This window comes from Rhodovulum marinum (genome assembly GCF_004343075.1).
Taxonomy (GTDB): domain Bacteria; phylum Pseudomonadota; class Alphaproteobacteria; order Rhodobacterales; family Rhodobacteraceae; genus Rhodovulum; species Rhodovulum marinum.
In genome coordinates this window covers 116,013-141,422 of sequence record NZ_SLXP01000009.1, presented here as the reverse complement: position 1 = coordinate 141,422, position 25,410 = coordinate 116,013, and the positions used below count along the sequence as shown (strand labels likewise).

The window sequence follows — 25,410 nt, the reverse complement described above, 5'->3', positions numbered from 1 at the left end:
AAAAACGATGAAAGCGAGGTTTTTGGGTCTATTCGCCGGACTGTTGTTCACGGCCGGCGGCGCGTTTGCCCAGGATGTAACCATCGGCCATTTCGGCAACCCGACCCCCATGCAGGTGGCGCGGGCCGAAAACGCCTTCGAGGCCGCGACAGGTTGGAACATCGCGTGGCGCCAGTTCGCCTCGGGGTCGGACGTGATCGCGGCGTTGGCCTCGGGCGATGTCGAGATCGCGGAACTGGGGTCCTCGCCGTTGGCCATTGCCGCAAGCCAGGGCGTGGATCTGCAGCTGTTCATGTTGGCGCAGGTCATCGGCGAGGCCGAAAGCCTGATCGTGCGCGAGGGTGCCGGGATTGCCGAACTGGGCGATCTGACCGGCAAGCGGGTCGCCGTGCCGGTTGGATCGACCGCGCATTTCTCGCTGATGGGGGCGCTGCAGCACGTGGGCGTGGCCGAGCGTGACGTCACGATCATCAATATGCCGCCGGACCAGATCGCCGCCGCCTGGGAGCAGGGCGCCATCGACGCGGCCTTCGTCTGGCAACCGGTGCAAAGCCGGATCCTTGAGACCGGCACGCGACTGGTCGGCGCCGACAAGACCGCGGAGTGGGGTTTTCCCACCTTCGACGGCTGGGTCGTGAACACCGGTTTCGCCGCCGAGAACGCGGACGCGATGGCTGCCTTTGCGCGCACCATGAACGAGGCGAACCTGGCCTATGTCACCGATCCGGCGGCCTGGACGGCCGACAGTGCGATGGTTCGGACCATCGCGGCGCAGACCGGTGCGGATGCCGGCCAGGTGCCGGGAATCCTGGAAGGTTTTGCCTTTATCCCGCTGACCGAACAGGTTGGCGATGCATGGATGGGCCGCGCGCCGGCCACCATGAAGGCGACGGCAGAGTTCCTGCAACAGGCCGGCCGCATCGACAGCGCGCGGGACGACTACGTTCCCTTCGTCAATACCGACATCGCGGCAGCGGCGTTGCGATAGGCGCTGGCCCCGTCTAGCCGTCCGGCGAGGCGGTTGGAACGACACGGCAAGGAGGAGCGCCATGGGTCTCGAGATCAGCAACGCATCCGTGGTCTATCCCGCGCGCGACGGTCATGCCCCGGTCGACGCGCTGAAGGATATCGACCTGCGCATCGGCGCGGGGGATTTCGTGGTGGCGCTGGGGGCGTCGGGCTGCGGGAAATCGACCCTTATGAACCTGATTGCCGGGTTCCTTGCCCCGACGGCGGGGCAGGTGCTGCTGGACGGTGCAGCGGTGACCGGCCCCGGGGCCGACCGTGCCGTGGTGTTCCAGAAACATGCCCTTCTGCCTTGGCTGAACGTGCTCGACAACGTGGCGTTCGGCCTGAAGATGCAGGGGGTCGCTGACGCCGAGCGGCGCGAGACCGCACGCCGTTTCATCGCACTTCTGGGGTTGGAGGGGTTCGAGAAATCCCCGGTCTACAACCTGTCGGGAGGGATGCAGCAACGCGTCGGCATCGCCCGGGCCTTGGCGTGCGATCCCAAGATCCTGCTGATGGACGAGCCGCTGGGTGCGCTTGACGCGCTGACCCGGGAAAGGGCGCAGGAGCTGATCCTGCGGATCTGGGCCGACACGCATAAATCCGTGTTTTTCATCACCCATTCCGTCGAAGAGGCGCTGTTCATGGGGACCGAGCTGATCGTGATGTCACCGCGCCCCGGCCGCATCGCCCACCGGTTCGACCTGCCTTTTTCGCGGCGCTTGCTGGGCGGCACGCCCGCGCGCAAGGTCAAGGCATCGCGCGATTTCATCGACTTGCGCGAAGAGGTTCTGGGGCTGATCTTCGCCGACGAGGAAGAGGCCGCTGCATGAGCGCACCGGGCCAGTCCGATCGCGGCGGCCCGGCCGGGCAGAGCCGTCCGGGTCTTGCAACACGCCTGTCGCGGGGGCGTGCCACGCGGCCCGGCGAAACCTATGGTGTACCGGGGCAGGGCAACACGCTGTGGCTGTCCGTCGGTTCGATCCTGGTTCTGCTGTTCGTGTGGTGGCTGGTCACCGCGCTGGGCTGGGTCAAGCCGCTTTTCGTGCCATCGCCCGGGGCGGTCGTGCAGAAATTCCTGGATATCTGGCAGAACGGATTCACCAACACCGCCTTCCTCGAACATGTCGCGGTGTCGACCGCGCGCGTGTTCGGCGCGTTCCTGCTGGCCTGCGCGGTCGGCATCCCGCTGGGGCTTGCCATGGGGATAAGCCCTGTGATGCGCGGCATCTTCGATCCGCCGATCGAGTTCTACCGCCCGATCCCGCCGCTGGCCTATCTGCCGCTGATGATCATCTGGTTCGGCATTGGGGAAACCTCGAAGGTGCTTTTGATCTTCCTCTCGGTCTTCGCGCCGGTCGCGCTGGGTGCGCGTGCCGGGGTGCGGTCCGCCGCGATCGAGCAGATCCACGCCGCCTATTCCTGCGGCGCCTCGCGGACGCAGGTCATCCGCCACGTGATCCTGCCCTCGGCATTGCCCGAGATCCTGACCGCGATGCGCATCGGAATAGGCTTTGGCTGGACCACGCTGGTCGCCGCCGAAATGGTCGCGGCGACCCGGGGGCTGGGCTACATGGTGCTGACGGCCAGCCAGTTCCTGCAGACCTCGACGGTGATCATGGGCATCGTGGTGATCGCGGCCATCGCCTATGCGTTCGACCTGCTTATGCGGTTCATCGAGCGCAAGGTCGTGCCATGGAAAGGCCGCATCTAGGCCCGGGCGACGTGTCGCCCGGGCGGGTGCCATAAGGCGCCGCGTCAGGCCGCAAGGCGGGCCGGGCGGCGGCTTGGCCGGCGGCGCGGGCGCCGCTTGGCCATGGGTTTCTGGGTATCGCGCTGGCCGGACCAGGGCGTGCCGCCGGCGACCTCGACCCGGTTGCCCAGAACCTTTTCGATGGCGCGCAATTCGCCCATCTCGTCGGCCGTGCAGAACGCGACGGCACGCCCGCCCCGTCCGGCCCGGGCCGTGCGCCCGATGCGGTGGACATAGCTTTCGGGCACGTTCGGCAGATCGAAATTGTAGACATGGCCGACATCGGGAATGTCGATCCCGCGCGCGGCCACATCGGTCGCGACCAGCACCCGCACCGACCCCGCGCGAAATGCCGCCAGTGCGCGGTCACGCTGGCCCTGGCTCTTGTTGCCATGGATCGAGGCGGCAGCGAAACCGGCCCGCTCGAGCTGTTTCATCAGCCGCTCGGCGCCGTGCTTGGTCCGCGAAAAGACCAGTGCGCGATCGTCGCGATGACCGTCCAGCAGGTCGATCAGCAGCGTCTGCTTTTCTTCCTTGGTGACGAAATGCACCGACTGCGCGACCTTGTCGGCCGCCCGTCCTGGCGGCGAGATTTCGACCCGCACCGGGTCCGTCAGATAGTCACGGGCCAGGTCGGCGATCTGTTTCGGCATGGTGGCCGAGAACATCATGGTCTGCCTTTCCTTGCGCAACCGCGGCGCGATCCGGCGCAGCGCGTGGACAAAGCCGATGTCCAGCATCTGGTCGGCCTCGTCCAGCACCAGGAACCGCGTCTGCGACAGGTCGACCGCGCGGCGGTCCATCAGGTCGATCAGTCGTCCCGGGGTCGCCACCAGGATATCGGTGCCCCGCGCCAGCTTGCTGACTTGGGCATTGATGGATTTCCCGCCGACCACCAGCGTGATGCGCAGGCTGTCGGTCAGCGCGTCCAGAGTGGTCACGATCTGTGTGGCCAGTTCGCGGGTGGGCGCCAGCACTAGGCCATGAACGGCGCGCGCCGCGGGGCGCGCCTTTTCGGTCGACAACGCGGCAACGAGCGGCAGGCCAAAGGCGGCCGTCTTGCCGGTGCCGGTCTGCGCAATGCCAAGCACGTCCTTGCCCTGCAGCGCCTGCGGGATCGCCTGGGTCTGGATCGGGGTGGGTTGAGTAAAGCCGAGGCGGTTCAGCCGCGACACGAGATGGGCGTCAAGCCCGAGATCGGTGAAAGTCATGAAATTCCTTGTCCGGACACATGTCCGGGTCTGCCGCCGCCCGCCTATCGCGGTCGGTCGGCCGGGGTGCACCCGACGCAACCGCCCGCGATGCCGAATTGCCCCGCAAGCCGCCCCGGGCGGCGTCCCCCCGACGTGATGTGGGAAACGGTGCGTCACGGCCAGTCTGCGGGCAATCCTGTCCGCCTGCTCACGCGGCAGGGCGGTGACGTCGCTTGGACATCGGGCCGAACACAGCGTTTGTCAACTGAAAAGAGTTTCGAAAGCCATGCAATATACCGATCGTCCGAGGTGTCGGACGTAGCCTAGCCGCCGTTGGTGATGGCTTCGGTTTGCGGAAATCACAGGCCGGCGTGTCAACGCCACGCGGCTTCGGTCAGCCCCAGCGCCTTGATACGGGAATACAGGGTGGTGGGCCGCATCCCCAGAAGGGCGGCGGCCCCGTCCGGCCCCGACACCTTGCCGCCGGTTTCCCGCAGGCAGGCGATCAGGTTCGCGACGCGCATCTCCTCGATTTCGGCCTCGGTCAGGATCGGCGCGGCAGTGCCGGCGCGGGCCGGGACGCCGCTTTGCATCTCGACGATCAGCTTGTGCCCGGTCGACACGATCGCACCGCGTTCGATGACATTGCCCAATTCGCGCACATTGCCCGGCCAGGGATAGGCGCAGAGCGTCTGCATCGTGCCCTTGGTGATCACCGGCTCGGGGCGGTTCAGTTTCTTGCAGGCGATCCGCAAAAGATGCGTGGCCAGCAGCGGGATGTCCGTGGGCCGGTCGCGCAAGGGCGTGCAGAAGATCGGGAACACGTTCAGATAGAAATACAGGTCCTCGCGGAACCGGCCGGCCGCAACCTCGCGCTGCAGGTCGCGGTCCGTGGCCGCGATCACGCGGACGTCGATATCGCGTGCGCGGCTGTCGCCCATCCGGGTGATCGAGCGTTCGGTCAGCGCGTTCAGCAACCGGCCCTGCTGCTCAAGCGGGATCTCGGCCACGTCGTCCAGAAACAGGGTGCTACCATGGGCCAGTTCCAGCTTGCCAGGCTTGTCGCGCAGCGCGCTGGCAAAGGCGCCGCGCATGTGGCCGAAAAGCTCGCTCTCGATCATCTCGGGCGAGACTGCGCCGCATCGGAAATGCACCAGCGGGCGGCGGCGGCGGCCGCTTTGGCCGTGGATCGCCGAGGCCACCAATGCCTTACCGGTGCCGGGTTCGCCGGTGATCACGACATTCGTATCGGTGCCCGCCACCAGTGCGATCTGGGCCAGCAGATGCCGCACCGGGGGCGATGTGCCGATGATGTCGTGATGCGCCCGCTCCGATGTGATCTCTTCCTGCAGATAGGCGTTTTCCTGTTCCAGCCGGTCGCGCAGATCGGCGACTTCGGCCAGCGCCTCGCGCAGGCGGCGCTCGGCCTCCCATCGTTCGGTGATGTCGCGAAAGATCACCACGGCGCCGACCAGGATTTTCTGGTCGTAGATCGGGGTCGAGACGTATTCCACTCGGATCGGCCGCCCGTCCTTGCGCCAGAACACCTCGTCCTCGATGCGGTTCACCTGCTCGTAGCGGAAGGATCGGTAGATCGGGCAGTCGCGCGAGGGGTAAACCTCGCCGTTCAGGTGGTGGTGGTGGATCCTGGCGTGGATGTCCTCGCCCAGCAGATCCTCGGCCGACCAGCCCAGCATTTCCTGCGCTGCTCGGTTGACGAAGGTGGTCTTGCCGTCTGCATTCACCCCGTAGATCCCTTCGCCCGCGGCGTTCAGGATTAGCTGGTTCTGCCGCTCCAGCTCGCTGAAAAAGCCTTGGGCGCGCTGCCATTCATGGATGCCCGCGCGTTGCAGCCGCGCGGCCTCGGCCTGGGCTGTGCGGCGCTCCATCTCGGCCAGGTCGATGAAGCTGAGCAGAAGGCGCGGCGCCTGCGGCGTGCCGGCGATCTGGCCGCGGATTTCGCAGGCCAGCACGCCGCCGGCGCAGCCCTTCAGGGATATGTCGCGGCTCCAGGCGCTGCTACGATGGGCGATCTCGTCGGCGAAGACCAGGAAACGCGCCTTGTCCAGACCCGTCAACGGAAGGAAGCGCCGCCCCACCAGCGTGCCGGTTTCGAACAGTGTGCAGGCTGCGGCATTGGCTTCGACGATCTCGTCGCGGGCCGGGTCGAGCAGCAGCGCGGGCACCGGGGCAAGGGCGAGAAGTGAATCGGGGCTGGGCAGGTCCTGGGGCATGGGGTCAGCATGCACCGCGGTGCGGCGAGATCAAACACGAAAGATCGTAAATTACGAAAAGTCATGATAACTGAAATGCGAGCGTTGGATAAAAAGTATTTTTTAACAATTGTTTAGATCTGGGCGCGTCTGCGGCGTACAGGTCTGTCTTTTTCGCGTGGCTCCTCTTTAGACTTGTCTCAGGTCAAAACACGAGGGGTCGACATGCCGATCAAGAGCCTGGGAAATCCGTTCTCTTCCGACACCGATCTGCGCCACGGCGCCGAATGCGGGTGCATTGCCTGCAGCGCCGGCGCGATATCGCGCGAGGCGGCCCGCGACGCCCTGCCCGCCAGCACCGAAGCGATGCTTGAACGCGCCGTCGAAAGTGCTGTCGTCCGTTCGGTTTTCGGGCAAAGCGAGATCGGTCGCCGGTCCTTCATGGGGATGCTGGGCGGCAGCACGGTGGCCGCAGCGCTGGCCTCGGTCTTTCCGCTGGACAAGGCCAAGGCGGCGATCCTCGACAATCTCGGCGCGCCGGAAAAGACCGATCTGAACATCGGCTTCGTGCCGATCACCTGCGCCACGCCGATCATCATGGCCCAGCCGATGGGCTTCTACGAACGTCACGGGCTGAACGCCAAGGTGATCAAGACCGCCGGCTGGGCCGTGGCCCGCGACAAGTCGCTGTCGGGCGAATACGACGCCAGCCACATGCTGACGCCGATGCCGCTGGCAATGACGCTGGGCGCCGGTTCCGTTGCCACGCCCTACATCATGCCCGCGGTCGAGAACATCAACGGCCAGGCCATCGTGCTGTCGAACGAGCACCTGGACAAGCGCGACCCGAAACAGTGGAAAGGCTTCACCTTCGGGGTGCCGTTCGAATACTCGATGCACAACTTTCTGCTGCGCTACTACGTTGCGGAATACGGCCTCGATCCGGACGTCGACATCCAGATCCGCGTGGTGCCGCCGCCCGAGATGGTCGCCAACCTGCGGGCGGGCAACCTCGACGGCTATCTCTCGCCCGACCCGTTCAACCAGCGCGCGGTCTGGGAAGGCATCGGGTTCATCCACACGCTGACCAAGGATATCTGGGAAGGCCATCCCTGCTGCGCCTTCGCCGCGCCGTTGGCCTTTGCCGAAAACCTGCCCAACACCTATGGCGCGCTGCTGAAATCAATCGTGGACGCGACGCAATACGCCTCGGACCCCGCCAACCGCAAGGAAATCGCCGAGGCGATCTCGCCCACCAACTATCTCAACCAACCGGTCCCGGTGGTCGAACAGGTGCTGACGGGCACCTATGCCGACGGCCTGGGCGAGGTGAAGCAGGTGCCCGACCGGATCGACTTCGACCCGTTCCCCTGGCACTCGATGGGGGTCTGGATCCTGACCCAGATGAAACGCTGGGGCTATATCGAGGGCGATGTCGATTACAGGGCCGTGGCCGAGCAGGTCTATCTGGCCGCCGACTGCAAGAAGGTGATGGAGTCGCTCGGATACGAGGCGCCGGACATCACCTACAAGTCGCACACGATCATGGGCAAGACCTTCGATCCGGCAGAGCCCGAGGCCTATGTGCAAAGCTTCGCGATCGGGAAGAGCTGAGCCATGGACAAGCTGTCGCTGAACCAGCGCGCGGCCCTTCTGTCGATCGTCATGCTGGTGGTGGGGCTCCTTGTGTGGGAGTTGTCCATCCCCGCGCAGAAGGCCGTGGGCGAGTTGACCGAGTACGAACGCCTGACCGGTGGGGGCGCGCCAAAGGCGGGCGTGCCGCCGCCAAGCCAGGTGCTGGCCAAGGCGTGGGAGCAGCTGTCGAACCCGTTCTACGACGCGGGCCCCAACGACAAGGGGATCGGGATTCAGATCGGCTACTCGATCTACCGGGTGCTGACAGGATACCTGATGGCGGCGCTGGTGGCGATCCCGCTGGGGTTCCTGATCGGGATGTCGCCGGTGGCCTACCGGGCGCTGAACCCGTTCATCCAGGTGCTGCGCCCGATCTCGCCGCTGGCATGGATGCCACTGGCGCTGTTCATCATCCAGGACAGCGAGGCCAGCGCGATCTTCGTGATCTTCATCTGCTCGATCTGGCCTATGCTGATCAACACCGCCTTCGGCGTGGCGGGTGTCCGCAAGGACTGGGTCAACGTCGCCCGCACACATGAACTGGGGCCGTTGAAAACCGCGTTCACCGTGATCCTGCCCGCCGCAGCGCCGACCATCGTGACCGGCATGCGGATTTCCATAGGTATTGCGTGGCTGGTGATCGTCGCGGCCGAGATGCTCGTGGGGGGCACCGGGATCGGGTATTACGTCTGGAACGAGTGGAACAACCTCGACCTTACATCGGTCATCTTCTCGATCCTCATGATCGGCGTCGTCGGCATGTTGCTGGATGCAGCCTTCGGGCAGCTTCAGCGGGCCGTGGCCTACGCGGAATAGGAGGCAGGACCATGAGCAAGTCATTCCTGAGCATCGAGAACCTGACCCAGCGCTATCCGGACGGGCAGGGCGGCGAACTGACCGTGTTCGAGAACGCGAGCTTCACCGTCGAGGAAGGGGAGTTCGTCTGCATCCTGGGCCATTCGGGCTGTGGCAAGTCCACCATCATGAACATCCTCGCCGGGCTGGCCGAGCCCACGTCCGGCGCGGTGATCATGGACGGGCAAGAGGTGTCGGGGCCGAGCCTTGACCGCGGCGTGGTGTTCCAGAACTACTCGCTGCTGCCTTGGCTCAGCACGCTGGCCAACGTCACCTTCGGCGTGGCCGCCCGGCATCCGAAATGGTCCCGCGCCGAGGTCCGCGAACACTCGCTGAAATACCTCGAGATGGTGGGGCTTAAGGGCGACGTGGTGCACCGCAAGCCCAGCCAGCTGTCGGGCGGCATGCGTCAAAGGGTGTCGATCGCGCGGGCCTTTGCCAACCACCCCAAGCTTTTGCTGCTGGACGAACCCTTCGGCGCGCTGGACGCGCTGACCCGGGGCACGATCCAGGACGAGTTGCTGAAGATCTGGCGTGGGTCGAACCAGACAGTGTTCATGATCACCCATGACATCGACGAAGCGATCCTTCTGGCCGACCGGATCCTCTTGATGACGAACGGCCCCTATGCGCGCGTCGCGGAATCGGTCGAGATCACCATTCCGCGGCCGCGCAACCGCACCGCGATCGTCGAGCATCCCAACTATTATGCGATCCGCAACCACCTGGTGCAGTTCCTCGGCATCCGGTCGCGCGAACTGGCGGGGCAGCCGGCCGACGGCGGCATGCAGCGGCCCGCGCGCGTGCATATCGACCTGACCGCCGAGGGCGAGGCCGAAGAGGCCGAGCCCGAACCCTCCGGGGCGCGGACGCCCCCGGCCCTGCGGGCCGTCAATATCTGAAAGAAGGGAGACCCACCATGAAAGACGAGAGTTTCGCCATGAGCATGATGACCAAGGAAGACGTGACCGCGATGATCCTGTCGGCCAAGAAACAGGCCGGCATGACATGGGAAGGCATCGCCGAAAAGATCGGCATGTCGCCGGTCTGGACCCATTCCGCCGCGATGGGCATGAACGCGATGCCCAAGGACAAGGCCGAGGCGCTGGTCAAGGTCCTTGGCCTGCCGCAAGAGGCGGCGCTGGTGCTGGAGGAAAGCCCGACCAAGATCTGGGAACAGGCGGTGCCGACCGATCCGTGCATCTATCGCCTGTATGAAATCGTCGGCGTCTATGGCCCCACGATCAAGGCGCTGATCCATGAGAAATTCGGTGACGGCATCATGTCGGCCATCGACTTCGACATGCAGATCACCCGGGTGGAACACCCCAAGGGCGACCGGGTCAAGATCGAGATGTCGGGCAAGTACCTGGCCTACAATTCCTGGTAAGCGGCCGGGGCGCGATATGGCGGGGCGGCACCGGGGGCCGCCCCGTTTTGGTTGGGGCGATCCCGTCGATGGCGATCAGGCCGGGATGGTCAGCGAATCAAGGTAGGTGCGCGCCAGCGCCTTTGCCTCGGCGGCAAAACCCGGATCGCGCGCGCCTTGGGCGGCGACGATCGCCCCGTCGATCAACACCACTAGCGCACGCGCCACCGCCTTGGGGTCGGGGGCGCCCATCTCGATAGCGTGGGCGGTCAGCCAGGTGACAAGGTGCGTCTTGTGCCGCATCGCCGTCTCGCGGATCGCGGAATCGCCGGTGTCGAACTCGGCGATCGCGTTGATGAAGGGGCAGCCATAGAACTGGTCGTCGGCGAACCATTCCCCAAGGATGTCGAACACCGCCAAAAGACGTGCCTGCGGCGGACCCTGAACGGCGCGCAACCGGCCAAAGAACCAGGTCCGCCACGCCGCCCCCTCTGCCTCGAGTACGGCCGCGATCAACTCGTCCTTGGACGGGAAGTGCTTGTACAGGGTGGCCTTGGCCGTGCCCGCGCGCGCCACCACCGCGTCGACCCCGGTCGCCGCGAACCCGTGATGGCAGAAAAGATGTGCCGCCGCCGCCATGATCCGCCCGCGTGCCGTATCGGCGGGGGCGGCCGCGATGCTCCAGCGCTCGCAGTGTTCGGCCTTCGGTCTCGCAGGGGCCAATTCGTTCATCGCCTGTCTCGTTCTGTCCGATCCGGCGGTCTACGCCGCCTGTTCACGTCAAGGTGGATCGTGGCGCGATCTTGCGGCAGATGCAAGAAAAATAGACAGAACGGTATGCTCTTTTCGACAAGGCGCTGCGGCGCCTGCAAAATGGGCATGGTCGGCAGACTCGCAAGTTCTCTGGCGGGAATCTTGGCGAAACTGGATATTTTTCGCACAAAATTGGGTCAATTTCGGGATGGCGGCCTAAGATCAGGTGGGGATGTTTGACCGGGTGAGAACGATTCCAAAAGATCAAAACAAGACAGAACGGTTCGTTCACGACAGCCCTGATCACCACAGCGGGAATCGCACAGAATGTTCGACGAGGCCGAGATGCGCGACATGTCCCAGACCACCGGCCCGGCGCCCGCCGACACGCCGCGCCGCCGGGTGCCTGCCGGGGCGCATGTCGCCGTGCGGGGCCTTGGCCACAGCTATCGGCGTGCCGACGGCCCGGTACTCGAGGCGATGGATTTCGAGATCCAGCCGGGCGAGGTCGTAGCCCTGCTGGGCCGGTCCGGTTGTGGCAAGTCCACGCTCTTGCACATGCTGTCGGGCCTGTCACAACCCGCCCTGGGCGAGGTGGTGATCAACGGCAATACCGTGCAGGGGCCGTCGCCGCGCTGGGTGATGATGTTCCAGGCGCCTTCGCTTTACCCGTGGATGACGGTGGCGCAGAACGTGGCGCTGGGGCTTCGCTTCACCGGCCGGTCCGGGCAGATCGCGACCCGCGTGCCCGAAGTGCTGGACCTTGTCGATTTGTCCGCCTTTGCCGACCGCAACGCGCAGGAACTGTCCGGCGGCCAGCAGCAGCGAGTCGCGTTGGCCCGATCGCTGGCGCCGCGCCCCGAGGTGCTTTTGCTGGACGAACCGTTCTCGGCGCTCGACGCCTTTACCCGGCGCAACCTGCAGCAGGATGTCCGCCAGATCGCCCGCGGGCTGGGCCTGACGCTGGTGCTGGTCACCCATGACGTGGCCGAGGCGGTGCGGATGGCCGACCGGGTGCTGGTGCTGAGGGCCAATCCAGGACGCATCGCAGAGGACGTGACGATCGAGTTGGACGAGCCCGCCCGGCAGGGCACCTGCGAGGCGTTCCAGCGCGCCCATGACCGGCTGATGGGCCTGTATTCCCGGGTGGCGGACATCGACACCGCCGCCGCGCCCCAGACAATCTGAAGGAGACGCCAGATGAGCCAGAGCCCCCGCAAACCGGGCCACGCCCATGACCTGCACCGTGCCTGTTGTGGACATGACGGGGTCGATGCCGGCCGGCGGCAGACGCTTGACATGCTGGCCGCCGGCGGGCTGTCGGCGGCGCTGGCCACGATCCTGGGCGGTCGGCCCCGCATGGCCGCCGCGGCCGAGGATGACGTGCTGCGCATCGGTTACCTGCCGATCACGGATGCCACGCCGCTCTTGGTGGCCCATGCCAAGGGATTCTACGCCGACGAGGGCCTAGAGGCTGAAAAGCCCACGCTGATCCGTGGCTGGTCGCCACTGATCGAGGGCTTTGCGGCGGGCAAGTTCAACCTGGTCCACTTCCTGAAACCGATCCCGGTCTGGATGCGCTACAACAACGATTTCCCGGTCAAGGTGATGGCGTGGGCGCATACCAACGGCTCCGCGCTGGTGGTGGGGCGCCATACCGACGTAACCGATTTCGCTGGTCTCGGCGGCAAGCAGGTCGCGGTGCCGTTCTGGTACTCGATGCACAATATCGTGCTGCAATACGCACTGCGCGCGGCGGGCATCAAACCGGTGATCAAGGCCCAGGGCGAACCGCTGGCCGCCGACGAGTGCAACCTTCAGGTCCTGCCACCGCCCGAGATGCCGCCCGCGCTCGCGGCCCGGAAGATCGACGCCTATATCGTCGCCGAGCCGTTCAATGCGCTGGGCGAATTGATGGCCGGCGCGCGGATGCTGCGCTTTACCGGCGATATCTGGAAGAACCATCCCTGCTGCGTGGTCTGCATGAACGAACAGGTGACCACGGCCAAGCCGGAATGGACCCAGAAGGTGATGAACGCCGTGGTCCGGGCCAGCGTCTATGCCAGCCAGAACAAGGAAGAGGTGGCTGAACTGCTGTCCAAGGACGGCATGGGGTATCTTCCCGCGCCCGCGCCGGTCGTGAAACGCGCGATGACGCTTTATGCCGACAACCCGGACTACCTGGAAAGCGGCGCCATCGTGAACGAGGGCGAGTATCGGAACGGGCGGATCGATTTCCAGCCCTGGCCCTATCCCTCGGCAACCAAGATGATCGTGCGCGCGATGAACGAGACGGTCGTCTCGGGCGAGACCACGTTCCTTGACGGGCTGGATCCCGATTTCGTGGCCGAGGACCTGGTGGACTATGCCTTCGTCAAGGCCGCGCTCGAGAAGTACCCCGACTGGAAGAACGATCCCTCGGTGGCGGGCGGAGACGATCCCTACACCCGCGAAGAGATCATGAAGCTATGACCGCGGTCGCCGATGCACCGATCAGGGCGGGGATGCCCTCGCTTGCGCGTCTGCGCGGACCGCTGAACGCCGCCATCGGCATCGGGCTTCTGCTCGGGCTGTGGTGGCTGGGCGGGCGCGCGGTGGCCGACAACCCGGACCTGTTCGCCTTTGCCAATTTCGCGCCGGAACCCACGCTGCGGCGGCTGTGGTCCATGCTGGGATCCGGCGAGGTGGTCGAGATGACCTTGCCGTCGCTCTATCGCGTGGGGGCAGGCATGGCGCTGGCCGCGGCGATCGGGGTGCCGGTGGGCATCCTGATCGGCCGGATGGCACGGCTGCGCGAGATCACCAATATTCCGTTCCAGTTCCTGCGCATGATTTCGCCCCTGTCCTGGATGCCGATCGCGGTGATGGCGTTCGATACCTGGGACGGTGCCATCGTGTTCCTGATCGCCGTGGCGGCGGTCTGGCCGATCCTGTTCTCGACCGCCGCGGGGTTGCGCCGGATCGACCCGGCCTGGCTCAAGGTCGCGCGTAACCTGGGGGCCAACCCGTTTCACATGCTGTTCGTGGTGATCCTGCCCGCGATCGCGGTCGACATCCTGACCGGTATCCGGCTGGCCCTGGGTGTGGCCTGGGTGGTTCTGGTGCCCGCCGAATACCTGGGTGTCACCTCGGGGCTTGGCTATGCCATCAACGATGCCCGCGACACGCTGGATTACGACCGGCTGGCCGCGACCGTGGTGGTGATCGGGGTGATCGGCTTTGCGCTCGACAGCGCCGCCAGCGCCGCCATCCGCAAGTTCAACTGGGTGCGCGACACCCATTGACCCTTAGACACGCAACCCATCGAAACCCAAGGAGGAAAACCATGTCCGAACCCGCAACTGCCCTGACCGGCTGCCTGATGCCCGAGACCGCAGGCCTCGACCCGATCTCGAAAGAGGGGCTGGACGAGCTGATCGCAAAGGGCAAGGCCGACCCCAAGGCCGTCAAGACGCTAAAATGCAAGACCGTGGCCGAAGGCCGGTTCCGCCACGCGAACTATATCCGCGACCTGGAACCCTATATCGTGGACGAGCCGCCGGGGCTTCTGGGCGACGACACCGCGCCGAACCCGTCCGAGGCGTCGCTGGCCGCGCTGGGGTCGTGCATCGCGGTGGGGCTGCACGCCAACGCCATCGCCCGGGGCATCGCGGTGCAATCGCTGGAACTGGAACTCGAGGGCGATCTGAACATCACCGCGGTCTGGGGCACCGGGGACACCAGCGAAAAGCCCGTGGGCTTTACCGACGTGCGGATCAAGGTCGACATGAAGGCCGACTGCCCGCAGGCCGAGATCGACGAGTTGATCGCGCATGTCTGCAACTGGTCGCCGGTGTTCAACACCTTCAAGCGGCCGGTGAACATGGTCGCCGAGTCCGTCTGACCCGCCAGGGCCCGCGCCGCAGCGCGCGGGCCCGTTCCGTCCTGCCGAGGAGTGCCAGAGAATGAATGTCGCCCTTCCCATCGCCGCGCTCGATCTTGACGCGGTCGACCAGATCACCGCCAAGGACCTGAGCCCGCTCGCCCGCCGGATCGACGAAGAGAGGTTCTATCCCGAGGATGTCATGCGGGCGATGGGCGCGGCCGGCGCCTATGGCAGCCATGTCGGCGGGCTGGATGCCAACACCGATTTGTCGGGCGCGATCGCCGCGATGGCGCGTGCCTCCGAGGCCTGCCTGTCGACCGGGTTCTGCATGTGGTGCCAGAATGCCCTGGCATGGTACATCTTCTCTTCCGACAACGCGTTCCTCAAGACCGAGATCGGCCCCAAGGTCATCAGCGGCCAGTCGCTGGGCGGCACGGGGATGTCGAACCCGATGAAGGCCATCGCCGAGATCGAGCCGATGCGCCTGAAAGGCGAGCGCATCGAGGGGGGCTACCGGGTCAAGGGCGTGTTGCCCTGGGTGTCGAACCTGACGCCCGACGGCTATTTCGGCATGATGTTCGCGGTCGAGGGCGCGGATGGTCCCAAGACCGTGATGGCCATCGCCCATGCCGAATGGGAGGGCGTCAAGCTGACCCTCGACCACGACTTCGTCGCGATGGGGGGCACCGCCACCTGCAAGGTTCAGTTCCGCGACGTGATCGTGCCCGACGATTTCGTGCTGGCCGATCCCGCCGCGCCCTTCATCAAGCGCATCCGCGCCGGTTTCGTGCTGCTGCAATGCGGGATGGCCGCCGGCATGATCGCCAGCGCCATCGACATGATGCGCCAGGTCGAGGGGCCGCTGGGCCATGTCAACCGCCACCTCGAAAAGCAGCCTGCCGATTTCCAGTCGGAATACGACGCCCTGCTGGCCGAGGTCCTGGAACTGGCCAAGACGCCCTACGACCCCTCGGCTGCGTATTGGCGGCGCGTGCTTCAGGCGCGGCTAAAGGGCGGTGAATTGTCCGTCGAGGCGGCGCACTACGCGATGCTGCATTGCGGGGCGCGCGGCTATGTCAGCCACGGCGCAGCCCAGCGCCGCCTGCGCGAGGCCTATTTCGTGGCAATCGTGACCCCGGCAACCAAGCATTTGCGCAAGATGCTGGCCGAACTGCCGGCCTGAACGGAAGACCGGTTCAAATCTGGCCGCGACCAATGCCCCCGGGCATACGGCCCGGGCGCCAACAGGGAAGGGAACAGGAATGACGGCACTTATTTCCCCGGAACAGCTTGCCGCGGCGATGCGGGACGGCGCGGTTGTCCTGATCGACACCCGCGACCCCGACAGTTTCGCCGCGGGCCACATCCCGGGTGCGGTGAACATGCACGACATCTTCACCTATCTCGCGACCTCGGATGCCGAGGGGCTGTCCGCGCTGCGCAGCAAGTTCGCCGATGAATTCGGCGCGGCCGGCCTCGATGGCGAAAAGACCGCGGTGATCTACGAACAGTCCATGGATACCGGTTTCGGCCAGTCCTGCCGGGGCTATTTCCTGCTGTCCTGGTTGGGCTATCCATCGGTCAAGGTGCTGCATGGCGGGTTCGCCGGGTGGGCGGCAGCGGGGCTTGCGGTGTCGACCGCGCCCGTGGCGCCCGCCCCCGCAACCTTCCCGGTCGACGCGACCGGGTCCGAACTGATGCTGGACGCCGCCCAGATGCAGGCCGCGCTGGACGATCCCGCCGCGGTGATCCTGGACGTGCGCGACGTCGACGAATGGGTGGGCGCGTCCTCCTCGCCCTATGGCCGCGATTTCTGCCCGCGCAAGGGCCGGCTGCCCGGTGCGGTCTGGATCGAGTGGTACCGGATGATGAAGCCTTCGCCCGCCGGCCCGGTCTTCAAGTCGCGCGAAGAGGTGCTGGCCGAATGCGCGACCGTCGGCATTACCTCCGACACGCCGGTGCGGCTGTACTGCTTCAAGGGGGCGCGGGCCTCGAACACGTTCCTCGCCCTGAAAGAGGCCGGGGTGCGGGATGTGCGGCTGTATTTCGGGTCTTGGAACGAATGGTCGCGCGACCCCGCGCTGCCCATCGACGAGGGCCTGCCCTTCGGCGCCTGAACCGGGCTGCCCCGCCCGCGCACTTGCCGCGGCGGGGCGGCGCCCGATCCCCGCAGGAGAAAGCACGAATGCATCACATCGCCATCGTCGGTGCCGGACAGGCCGGCGCGGCGCTTGCCGCCAAGCTGCGCACACTCGGCCACCGGGGCCGTATCACGCTGATCGGGGAGGAACCGGCCGCCCCTTACCAGCGCCCGCCGCTCTCCAAGAAGTACATGTTGGGCGAACTGCCGCTGGAGCGGCTTATGCTCCGCCCCGAGGCGTACTATGCCGAGCAGGGGATCGATCTTTTGACCGGCATTCGTGTCGGGGCCATCGACCCCGCCGCCCGCACGCTGAAGCTGTCGGATGGACGACAGCTGGAATACGACCGGCTTGCGTTGACCACCGGGGCCGTGCCGATCCGCCTTCCCGCGGCCCTGGGCGGGGAACTCGACGGGGTGTATTGCCTGCGCAACCTTGCCGATGCCGATCACATCGGGCCGGAAATCCGGCCGGGGCGCCGGGTGCTGATCGTCGGCGGTGGCTATATCGGCCTCGAAGCGGCAGCGGTCGCCGCCCAGCGCGGGCTGGCGGTCACGCTGGTCGAACAGGCGCCGCGCATACTGGCCCGCGTCGCGTCCGCCGAGACGGCCGACTATTTCCGCACCCTGCACCGGGCCCATGGCGTCGACCTGCGCGAAGGCGCGGGGCTTGCCCGGCTGGAGGGCGCGGCGGGCCGCGTGACCCGTGCCGTGCTGTCCGATGACAGCGCGATCGCAGTCGATTTCGTCATCGTTGGCATCGGCGTCCGGCCCGACACCGCCCTTGCCGAGGCGGCGGGACTTGTCCTCGACAACGGCATCGCGGTGGATGCTGCCGGGCGCAGTTCGGCACCCGGTATCTTTGCGGCGGGGGACTGTGCGTCGTTTCCGTGGCGCGGGGGCCGGATCCGGCTGGAAAGCGTGCCGAACGCCATCGACCAGGCCGAGGCCGTCGCCGCGGCGATGCTGGACCAGCCCGTCACCTATGAGGCCAGGCCGTGGTTCTGGTCCGACCAGTACGACGTCAAGCTGCAGATCGCCGGGCTGAATACCGGACATGACCGCGTTGTGATCCGCGAGGATGGTCGCGGGCGGTCGCATTGGTATTTCCGCGGCGATCGCCTGCTGGCGGTGGACGCGATGAACGACGCGCGCGGCTATATGGCCGGCAAACGCCTGATCGAGGGCGGCCTGCCCGTCACCCCCGCCGAGATCGCGGACCCGGGCACCGATCTTGCTGCCCTTCTAAGGCGCACAGCGTCCCCACCCGCCCCCGCCGTGGCATGACGCCCCGGCGGGCAGTGGACCGTCACGCTCACGCGGCCTACGACCCGCGCAGGTTCCGGTAGAAAACCGTTTCGAAATCAAGATAGGCCCCGAACGACACCGGATCGCCGAAGGGCAGGATCTGGGTGGCCCAGAAGCCGCCGAACCCGTTCTGCCGGTCGATCCAGTAGAACAGGTTCGCCAGCCCCGCCCAGCCGATGGCGCCCGCCGGCCGACCGGTCGGGGCGTCTTCGTCGTTGACCATGAAGCTGTAGGACCAGCTTTTCTTGAGTCCAGGAAAGAACTCTGCATCGTTCGACAGCGACGGGATCACACCGGGCAGCATCACCACCTTCTGGTGCGGCTGCAGCCCGTTGCGGACGGCCTGTTCCACGGTTTCGGGCTTCAGCACCCGCCCGTTCGGCCCCAGCCCGTCGTTCAGCCACATCCGGATGAATTTCATGTATTCGCCGACCGGGCCGTAAAGCCCGTGCCCGGCCATGTCGACCTCTGGATTGTCCGGCAGCGCGAAACCCAGCGGCGTCAGCGACCCGTCGGCGCCGCGGGCATGGATCGAGGCGGTCCGCGCCTTCATGTCGTCGGTGCGGGTAAAGGCCATGTCGGTGATGCCAAGAGGTTCGAAAACGCGTTCCGCCAGCACCTCGGACAGCCGCTTGCCGCGGATGCCCTCGACGACCTGGCCCGCCCAGTCGATATTGGTGCCGTATTCCCATTTCTCGCCCGGATCGAACAGCAACGGCGTCTTGAGCGCCGCCATCGTGCCGGTGACGACCGAGGGTTGGCCGTGATCCTCGGCCATCTTCAGGTAGTTCGCGTTGAAGAAATCGTATCCGAACCCGGCCGTATGCAGCATCAACTGGCGCGTGGTGATATCGGATTTCGGGGGGCGCAGCACGGGGTTGCCGTCGGCGTCGAACCCGTCCAGCACCTGCAATTCACCTATCGCGGGGGCGTATTCCTTCGCCGGCGCGTCAAGGTCCAGAAGGTCCTCCTCGACGCATTGCATTACCGCCGTCCCGCCGATCGCCTTGGTGGTCGAGAAAAGGGCGAAGACCGTGTCGGTCGTCATCGCAACCTCGGTGCCCAGGTCGCGGACGCCCCTGGCGCCCTCGTAGACATTGGCCATGCGGTCCGTGACCATGGCGACGACGCCCGGTACGCGGTTTGCCTGCGCCCCCGCCGTCACGCCGTCCAGAACGGCATCGAAGGCCGGCTTCCATCCGTTGGTGTTCATTCACTCCTCCCTTGGTGTTTTGTTTGCTTCTCCGACGGAATCCCACCGTCAGGCGGTGGTTCTAGCGTATTTCGCCCCTGTCGTGTTTCCTCCGCAGTACCGCCGTGATCCGGGGCTGTCCGCGTCACGATACCACGCTCGGGCTGCGCGGTGGGCACAGCTTTCGCCGCCACGACGTGCCACCCGGCCGCGCCGGGGCCGCCTCGGCGGGTGGTGGCGCATCTGCCGGGCCATCCGCCGCAGCATGCGCCCCGCTTTCCCAGGGGGCGGATTGGCGGCAAGCCCGCGGAACCGGTTTACAGTGCTCGGAAAACCGTCTTTGCTGCGATGAAGCCCCAAACGCGCGAACCCACATATGGCCATCACCGCAAGCATCCGTCACCTGACGCATTATCGCTATGACCGTCCGGTCAGCCTGGGTCCGCAGGTGATCCGCCTGCGGCCCGCGCCGCACAGCCGCACGCGGGTGATCTCGCACAGCCTCAAGGTTTCGCCCGAGGGCCATTTCGTCAATCATCAGCAGGACCCCTACGGCAACTGGCTGTCGCGCTTCGTGTTCCCCGAACCGGTGCGCGAACTCAGGATCGAGGTGGACCTCGTCGCCGACATGACGGTCTACAACCCGTTCGATTTCTTCGTGGACGAGATCGCCGAGGCATGGCCCTTCGACTATCCCGCCGACCTGGTGGATGACCTGTCGATCTACCGCACGCCCGAACCGGCGGGGCCGCTGCTGACCGCCTTTCTTGCCACCATCCCGCGCGCGGCCGAGCGGACGGTCGATTTCATCGTCGAACTGAACGCCCGGCTGGAACGCGAGATCGGCTATGTCATCCGCATGGAACCCGGCGTGCAGACGCCCGAGGACACGTTGCGCCTGAAGTCGGGCTCTTGCCGCGATACCTCGTGGCTCCTGGTGCAGGTGCTGCGGCACCTCGGCCTCGCGGCGCGGTTCGTGTCGGGCTACCTGATCCAGCTGAAACCCGACCTGGTGGCGCTGGACGGTCCACCCGGCACCGATCACGACTTCACCGATCTGCACGCCTGGTGCGAGGTCTATCTGCCCGGGGCGGGATGGATCGGGCTCGACCCGACCTCAGGGCTTCTGACCGGCGAAAGCCACATCCCGCTGGCCGCCACGCCGCATTACCGCAACGCCGCGCCCATCACCGGCATGGCCAGCCCCGCCGAGGTCGATTTCGACTTCCACATGGAGGTGCATCGCGCCGCAGAACACCCGCGCATCACCAAGCCGTTTTCGGACGAGGCGTGGCAGGCGCTGGATGCGCTGGGCCACAAGGTCGATGCCGCGATCGAGGCGGGCGACATGCGCCTGACCATGGGGGGCGAGCCGACCTTTGTTTCCATCGACGATTTCGAATCGGACGAGTGGAACACCGCCGCCGTGGGCCCGATGAAACGCGGCCTGGCCGACCGGCTGATCCGGCGTCTGCGCGACCGTTTTGCGCCGGGCGGATTCCTGCATTACGGACAGGGCAAGTGGTACCCGGGCGAAACGCTGCCGCGCTGGACCTTCTCGTTGTATTGGCGCAGGGACGGCAAGCCGATCTGGAAGAACCCCGACCTGATCGCCGAGGAAACGGCCCAGACCGGGGCAGGCCCGGATCAGGCCGAGGCTCTGCTGAAAGGCATGGCCGACCGGTTGGGGGTGGACGCCGACATGGTGGTGCCTGCCTACGAGGATCCGGCCGAGTGGATTCTCAAGGAGGGCAACCTGCCCGAGAACGTCACCCCCGAAAACTCGAAACTGAAGGACCCCGAGGAACGCGCCCGCATCGCCCGCGTCTTTGCCCGCGGCCTGACCGACCCGGCGGGTCACATCCTGCCGATCCAGCGGTGGCAGGCCAAGGCGACCGGCAAGCGCTGGCGGTCGGAGAAATGGAAGATGCGCCGCGGCAAGCTGTTCCTGGTGCCCGGCGACAGCCCGGTGGGCTATCGCCTGCCGCTGGGCAGCCTGCCGCACATCCCGCCCGCGCAATACCCCTATACCTATGTCACCGATCCGACGGTCGCGCGCGGCCCGCTTCCCGAGTTCGACGCCGCCGACCGCGCCGCCGCGGCCGGGCTGCCCGAAACGACGCCGGGCCACGCCCAGCCCGTCGCCCGCTTCACCGGGGGGGGCGCAGTGCAGGATGTGCGCGAACAGGAATTGGGGACCGACGCGGTCCGCACCGCGCTGTCGGTCGAACCCCGCGACGGGCGGCTTTGCGTGTTCATGCCCCCCGTCGAGGATGTCGAGGATTACCTGGAACTTGTCGCTGTGGCCGAGGCGACGGCTGCCGAAATGGGTCTGCCCGTGCATATCGAGGGCTATGCGCCGCCGCACGACCCGCGGCTGAACGTGATCCGCGTGGCCCCCGACCCCGGCGTGCTGGAGGTCAATATCCACCCGGCGAACGGCTGGGAGGATTGCAAGACCATCACCCAAGGCGTCTACGAAGAGGCGCGGCTGACCCGCCTTGGCGCTGACAAGTTCATGATCGACGGCAAGCATTGCGGCACGGGCGGCGGCAATCACGTGGTGGTGGGCGGCGAAACGCCCAACGATTCGCCCTTCCTGCGCCGACCGGACCTGCTGCGTTCGCTGATCCTCTACTGGCAGCGGCATCCCAGCCTGTCCTACCTGTTCTCTGGCCTGTTCATAGGCCCGACGTCGCAGGCCCCCCGGATCGACGAGGCCCGCCATGACAGCCTCTACGAGCTGGAAATCGCGCTGGCGCAGTTTCCCGATCCGGGCGAGGGCGAGGCGCCCGCGCCCTGGCTGGTCGACCGCCTGCTGCGCAACATCCTGATCGACGTTACAGGCAACACCCACCGGGCGGAACTTTGCATCGACAAGCTTTATTCGCCTGACGGCCCCACGGGACGCCTGGGGCTGGTGGAATTCCGTGGCTTCGAGATGCCGCCCGATGCGCGGATGAGCCTGGCGCAACAGGTGCTGATCCGGGCGATCCTCGCGCGGCTCTGGGCGAACCCGGTCAAGGGCAAGCCGGTGCGCTGGGGCACGGAACTGCATGACCGGTTCATGCTGCCGCATTTCGTGTGGCAGGACTTCCTCGGCGTGCTGCGCGATCTTGCCGATCACGGCTTCGCGTTCCGGCCGGACTGGTACGAGGCGCAGCAGGAGTTCCGGTTCCCGTTCTGCGGCGAGGTGGACTACGAGGGCGTGCACCTAGAACTTCGCCAGGCGCTGGAACCCTGGCACGTGCTGGGCGAGCGCGGCGCCATCGGCGGCACCGTGCGCTATACCGACAGTTCGGTGGAACGCATGCAGGTCAAACTGACCGCCACCAACCCGGGCCGCTACATCGTGACCTGCAACCGCCGTGCCGTGCCGCTGCACCCCACCGAAACTGCCGGCGTGGCCATTGGCGGCGTCCGCTTCAAGGCGTGGCAACCGGCCGAGGCGCTGCACCCCGTCCTGCCGGTCAACGCGCCGCTTGCGCTGGACATCTTCGACACCTGGTCGGGGCGGGCGCTGGGTGGCTGCACCTATCACGTCGCGCATCCGGGCGGGCGCAACTACGATACCTTCCCCGTGAATGCCAACGAGGCCGAGGCCCGCCGCTTGGCCCGGTTCGAGAAGATGGGCCATACGCCGGGCAGCTATTGGCCCGCCCCTGAACAGCCCCATCCCGAATTCCCGATGACACTCGACCTGCGCCGCGCGCCGGGCCTTTGACATGAGTTCCGCGGGTCACCTGAAGGACGATCCGGCCGCGGCCCTTCTGCGGGGCTATCGCCCGCCGCCCGGCGTTGCGGACGAGTTGTTGCGACCGGATGGAAGTGTCCGGCCCGTCTGGCAGCCCCTGATCGACCTGTTGGCCGGGCAGGGCGCCGAGGACCTGTCCCAGCGGTTCGCCCGTGGCGACCAGCACCTGCACGACGCGGGCGTCTATTACCGCCAGCATACGTCGAGCGGGTCGACCGTGCGCGACTGGCCGCTGTCGCATATCCCCGTGATGATCGCCGACGACGAATGGCAGCGCCTGTCCGAAGGCCTGGTCCAGCGCGCCGACCTGCTGGAACAGGTCATGGCCGATCTCTATGGGCCGGCCAGGCTGGTGTCGCAGGGGCTGCTGCCGCCCGAACTGGTGGCGCGCAACCGCGAATGGTTGCGGCCCGTGGTGGGGATACGTCCCCGTTCGGATCATTTTCTGCATTTTGTGGCCTTCGAGGTCGGCCGTTCGCCCGACGGGTCGTGGCTGGTGCTGGGCGACAGGACCCAGGCGCCCTCGGGGTCGGGCTTTGCGCTGGAAAACCGCATGGCGACGGCGCGGGTCTTTCCCGATCTGTTCCCGGCCGCCAATATCCGCCGGCTGGCGGGCTTTTTCCGGGCCTATCGCGATGCGATGAACGCGCTCAGGGGCGATGCGGGCCGGGTTGCGATCCTGACGCCGGGCCAGCATTCCGATACCTATTTCGAGCATGCCTATATCGCCCGCTACCTCGGTTTCCTGCTTCTGGAATGCGAGGATCTGAAGGTCGAGCGGGGCAAGTTGACGGTGCGCACCATCGACGGGCCACAGCCGGTCAGCGTGTTGTGGCGGCGGCTTGATTCCCGCTTTGCCGACCCCTTGGAACTGGACGAAACCTCGGCGCTGGGCACGCCGGGCATGGTCGCGGCGCTTCGGGCGCGCGAGCTGACGATGCTGAACTGCCTGGGCTCGGGCGTGCTCGAGGCGCGGGCGCTGATGGCGTTCCTGCCGCGCATCTGCGAACGGCTGACCGGCGAGGGCCTGAAAATCCCCAACATCGCGACCTGGTGGTGCGGGCAGGCGGCCGAGCGGGCCTATGTCTATGACAACCTCCAGCGGATGATGATCGGCCGGGCGCTGTCCACCGACCTTCCCTTCGAGGTGGACGCCTCGACCGCGCTGGGTGGCGATTTCCGGGGCACGGCGCAGAAACCCATCGGCGACTGGCTGGAAACCGACGGCGCCAAGCTGGTCGGGCAAGAGGCCGCGACGCTGTCCACCACGCCCGCCATGATCGACGGCGAACTGGTGCCCCGCCCGATGCTGATCCGCGTCTTCGCCGCGCGCACCCCCGATGGCTGGGTGGTGATGCCCGGCGGCTATGCCCGGATCGGCCGGACCGAGGACCCGACGGCACTGGCGATGAAGAACGGCGGTTCGGTCGCCGATGTCTGGGTGGTCAGCGACGACCCCGTCACCCCCGACAGCCTGGCCAGCCGGCAAGAGGGGCCATTCGCGCGCCGCCTGCCGGGCGTGCTGCCCTCGCGCGCGGCGGACAACCTGTATTGGCTGGGCCGTTACGTCGAACGGGCCGAGGCACGGGTGCGCGAACTGCGCGCCTATCACCTGCGGCTGGAGGAGGTCGGTCACCGCGAAATGCCGGTGCTTGCGCATCTTGAACGCTATCTGGACGGGTTCGACATCGACCCCGACGAACCCGTGCCCGCCGCCATCCTCGAACTGTTCGAGGCGGCGCAGGGCTGCGCGGGCAAGGTGCGCGACCGGTTCTCGACCGACGGCTGGCACGCGCTGAACGACCTCGCCTTCACCGCGCGGGGCATGTACAACCGCGTGCGCCCGGGCGACGAGGCGGCGCGCAAGATGACCGAATTGCTGCGCAGGCTCGCCGGGTTCGCGGGGCTGGTGCATGATAACATGTTCCGCTTTTCCGGCTGGCGCTTTCTGACGATGGGTCGCGCGCTGGAACGGGCCGACCAGATGCTGACCTTGCTGGCGGCGTTTGCCGATCCCGAGGCCCCCCCCGGAAGCTTCGACGTGGCCGTCGAGGTCGGCGACAGCGTGATGACCCACCGTCGGCGTTACCCGATGGCCACCAGTTGCTGCACGATTGTCGACCTGTTGGCGCTGGATGCCGGCAACCCGCGTTCGGTGCTGTTCCAGCTCGATGTGTTGCGCGAACAGGAGGCGATGCTGACCACGGTCAAGGAGGGCGGCCCGATGTCCGATCTCGCGCGCCGCATCCTGCTGCTGCACACCGCGCTTTCGGTCGCCGCGCCCGAGGACCTGACACCCGCCCGGCTGCTCGCGCTTCAGAAGGATCTGCGCGAGGTGTCAGACACGCTGACCGCACGCTACCTGAGCTGAT

The 25,410-nt window shown here is 66.5% G+C and carries 20 protein-coding genes; 16 read left to right on the top strand and 4 right to left on the bottom strand.

Annotated elements, in window-relative coordinates; translation table 11 throughout:
* Window positions 1–7: 7 nt before the first annotated feature.
* From tauA to EV662_RS14220, 3 genes are all read left to right on the top strand, one after another.
* Window positions 8–988, top strand: coding sequence for a taurine ABC transporter substrate-binding protein (gene tauA, locus EV662_RS14230; RefSeq protein ID WP_132463855.1), 981 nt, complete (start codon window positions 8–10; stop codon window positions 986–988).
* A gap of 61 nt (window positions 989–1,049) precedes the next feature.
* Window positions 1,050–1,841, top strand: a complete 792-nt coding sequence (locus EV662_RS14225; protein ID WP_132463852.1) for a taurine ABC transporter ATP-binding protein — start codon at window positions 1,050–1,052, stop codon at window positions 1,839–1,841.
* Window positions 1,838–2,722: an ABC transporter permease subunit gene (locus tag EV662_RS14220; RefSeq protein ID WP_132463849.1), complete on the top strand. Its 885-nt coding sequence runs from the start codon at window positions 1,838–1,840 to the stop codon at window positions 2,720–2,722. Before EV662_RS14225 ends, EV662_RS14220 begins: the two co-directional genes overlap by 4 nt.
* 44 nt (window positions 2,723–2,766) lie before the next feature.
* Here EV662_RS14220 and EV662_RS14215 read toward each other — a convergent pair whose 3' ends face one another.
* Both EV662_RS14215 and EV662_RS14210 read right to left on the bottom strand, forming a co-directional pair.
* The gene (locus EV662_RS14215; RefSeq protein ID WP_132463846.1) at window positions 2,767–3,972 is read right to left on the bottom strand and encodes a DEAD/DEAH box helicase; all 1,206 of its coding nucleotides are present in this window, start codon (window positions 3,970–3,972) and stop codon (window positions 2,767–2,769) included.
* 356 nt (window positions 3,973–4,328) lie between these two features.
* Window positions 4,329–6,188, bottom strand: a complete 1,860-nt coding sequence (locus tag EV662_RS14210; protein WP_132463843.1) for a sigma 54-interacting transcriptional regulator — start codon at window positions 6,186–6,188, stop codon at window positions 4,329–4,331.
* Between the two features lie 204 nt (window positions 6,189–6,392).
* On the opposite strand from EV662_RS14210, the gene EV662_RS14205 reads away from it, so the two are divergent.
* Genes EV662_RS14205 through cynS form a run of 4 tightly spaced genes read left to right on the top strand, consistent with a single transcriptional unit; the run spans window position 6,393 to window position 10,047 of the window.
* A complete protein-coding gene (locus EV662_RS14205) occupies window positions 6,393–7,781 on the top strand; it encodes a CmpA/NrtA family ABC transporter substrate-binding protein (protein ID WP_132463840.1) in 1,389 nt (462 codons plus the stop codon).
* Window positions 7,782–7,784: 3 nt separating this feature from the next.
* Window positions 7,785–8,618, top strand: a complete 834-nt coding sequence (gene ntrB, locus EV662_RS14200; protein WP_132463837.1) for a nitrate ABC transporter permease — start codon at window positions 7,785–7,787, stop codon at window positions 8,616–8,618.
* Between the two features lie 11 nt (window positions 8,619–8,629).
* On the top strand, window positions 8,630–9,559 hold the full coding sequence (locus EV662_RS14195) for an ABC transporter ATP-binding protein (RefSeq protein ID WP_132463834.1): 930 nt from the start codon (window positions 8,630–8,632) through the stop codon (window positions 9,557–9,559).
* A 17-nt stretch (window positions 9,560–9,576) separates the two neighbouring features.
* Window positions 9,577–10,047, top strand: coding sequence for a cyanase (gene cynS, locus EV662_RS14190; RefSeq protein ID WP_243695860.1), 471 nt, complete (start codon window positions 9,577–9,579; stop codon window positions 10,045–10,047).
* Window positions 10,048–10,122: 75 nt separating this feature from the next.
* On the opposite strand, the gene EV662_RS14185 is transcribed toward cynS, so the two are convergent.
* Window positions 10,123–10,758: a TetR/AcrR family transcriptional regulator gene (locus EV662_RS14185; protein ID WP_132463831.1), complete on the bottom strand. Its 636-nt coding sequence runs from the start codon at window positions 10,756–10,758 to the stop codon at window positions 10,123–10,125.
* Window positions 10,759–11,106: 348 nt separating this feature from the next.
* Here EV662_RS14185 and EV662_RS14180 point away from each other — a divergent pair, with 348 nt between their 5' ends.
* From EV662_RS14180 to EV662_RS14150, 7 genes are all read left to right on the top strand, one after another.
* Entirely contained in the window at window positions 11,107–11,967 is an 861-nt protein-coding gene (locus EV662_RS14180) for an ABC transporter ATP-binding protein (RefSeq protein ID WP_243695859.1), read from the top strand.
* Between the two features lie 12 nt (window positions 11,968–11,979).
* Window positions 11,980–13,251 carry an ABC transporter substrate-binding protein gene (locus EV662_RS14175; RefSeq protein ID WP_165915600.1) on the top strand — a complete coding sequence of 424 codons (1,272 nt, stop codon included), beginning with the start codon at window positions 11,980–11,982 and terminating at the stop codon, window positions 13,249–13,251.
* Window positions 13,248–14,063, top strand: a complete 816-nt coding sequence (locus EV662_RS14170) for an ABC transporter permease (RefSeq protein ID WP_132463828.1) — start codon at window positions 13,248–13,250, stop codon at window positions 14,061–14,063. The genes EV662_RS14175 and EV662_RS14170 overlap by 4 nt, the downstream gene beginning before the upstream one ends.
* Window positions 14,064–14,104: 41 nt before the next feature.
* Window positions 14,105–14,662 carry an OsmC family protein gene (locus EV662_RS14165; RefSeq protein ID WP_207903620.1) on the top strand — a complete coding sequence of 186 codons (558 nt, stop codon included), beginning with the start codon at window positions 14,105–14,107 and terminating at the stop codon, window positions 14,660–14,662.
* Window positions 14,663–14,723: 61 nt separating this feature from the next.
* The gene (locus EV662_RS14160; RefSeq protein ID WP_132463825.1) at window positions 14,724–15,827 is read left to right on the top strand and encodes an acyl-CoA dehydrogenase family protein; all 1,104 of its coding nucleotides are present in this window, start codon (window positions 14,724–14,726) and stop codon (window positions 15,825–15,827) included.
* A gap of 79 nt (window positions 15,828–15,906) precedes the next feature.
* Window positions 15,907–16,761 carry a sulfurtransferase gene (locus EV662_RS14155; RefSeq protein ID WP_132463822.1) on the top strand — a complete coding sequence of 285 codons (855 nt, stop codon included), beginning with the start codon at window positions 15,907–15,909 and terminating at the stop codon, window positions 16,759–16,761.
* Window positions 16,762–16,829: 68 nt separating this feature from the next.
* Window positions 16,830–18,071, top strand: coding sequence for an NAD(P)/FAD-dependent oxidoreductase (locus EV662_RS14150; protein ID WP_132463819.1), 1,242 nt, complete (start codon window positions 16,830–16,832; stop codon window positions 18,069–18,071).
* 37 nt (window positions 18,072–18,108) lie between these two features.
* Here the strand turns inward: EV662_RS14150 and acmB are convergent, their stop codons facing one another.
* Window positions 18,109–19,305 (bottom strand): methyl acetate hydrolase AcmB, encoded by a 1,197-nt coding sequence (acmB, locus tag EV662_RS14145; RefSeq protein WP_132463816.1) that lies wholly within the window; start codon window positions 19,303–19,305, stop codon window positions 18,109–18,111.
* 355 nt (window positions 19,306–19,660) lie between these two features.
* Between acmB and EV662_RS14140 the strand changes: the two genes are divergently transcribed.
* Window positions 19,661–23,008: a transglutaminase family protein gene (locus EV662_RS14140; RefSeq protein WP_132463813.1), complete on the top strand. Its 3,348-nt coding sequence runs from the start codon at window positions 19,661–19,663 to the stop codon at window positions 23,006–23,008.
* Between the two features lies 1 nt (window position 23,009).
* Window positions 23,010–25,409, top strand: a complete 2,400-nt coding sequence (locus EV662_RS14135; protein ID WP_132463810.1) for a circularly permuted type 2 ATP-grasp protein — start codon at window positions 23,010–23,012, stop codon at window positions 25,407–25,409.
* The last annotated feature ends 1 nt before the right edge of the window (window position 25,410 follow it).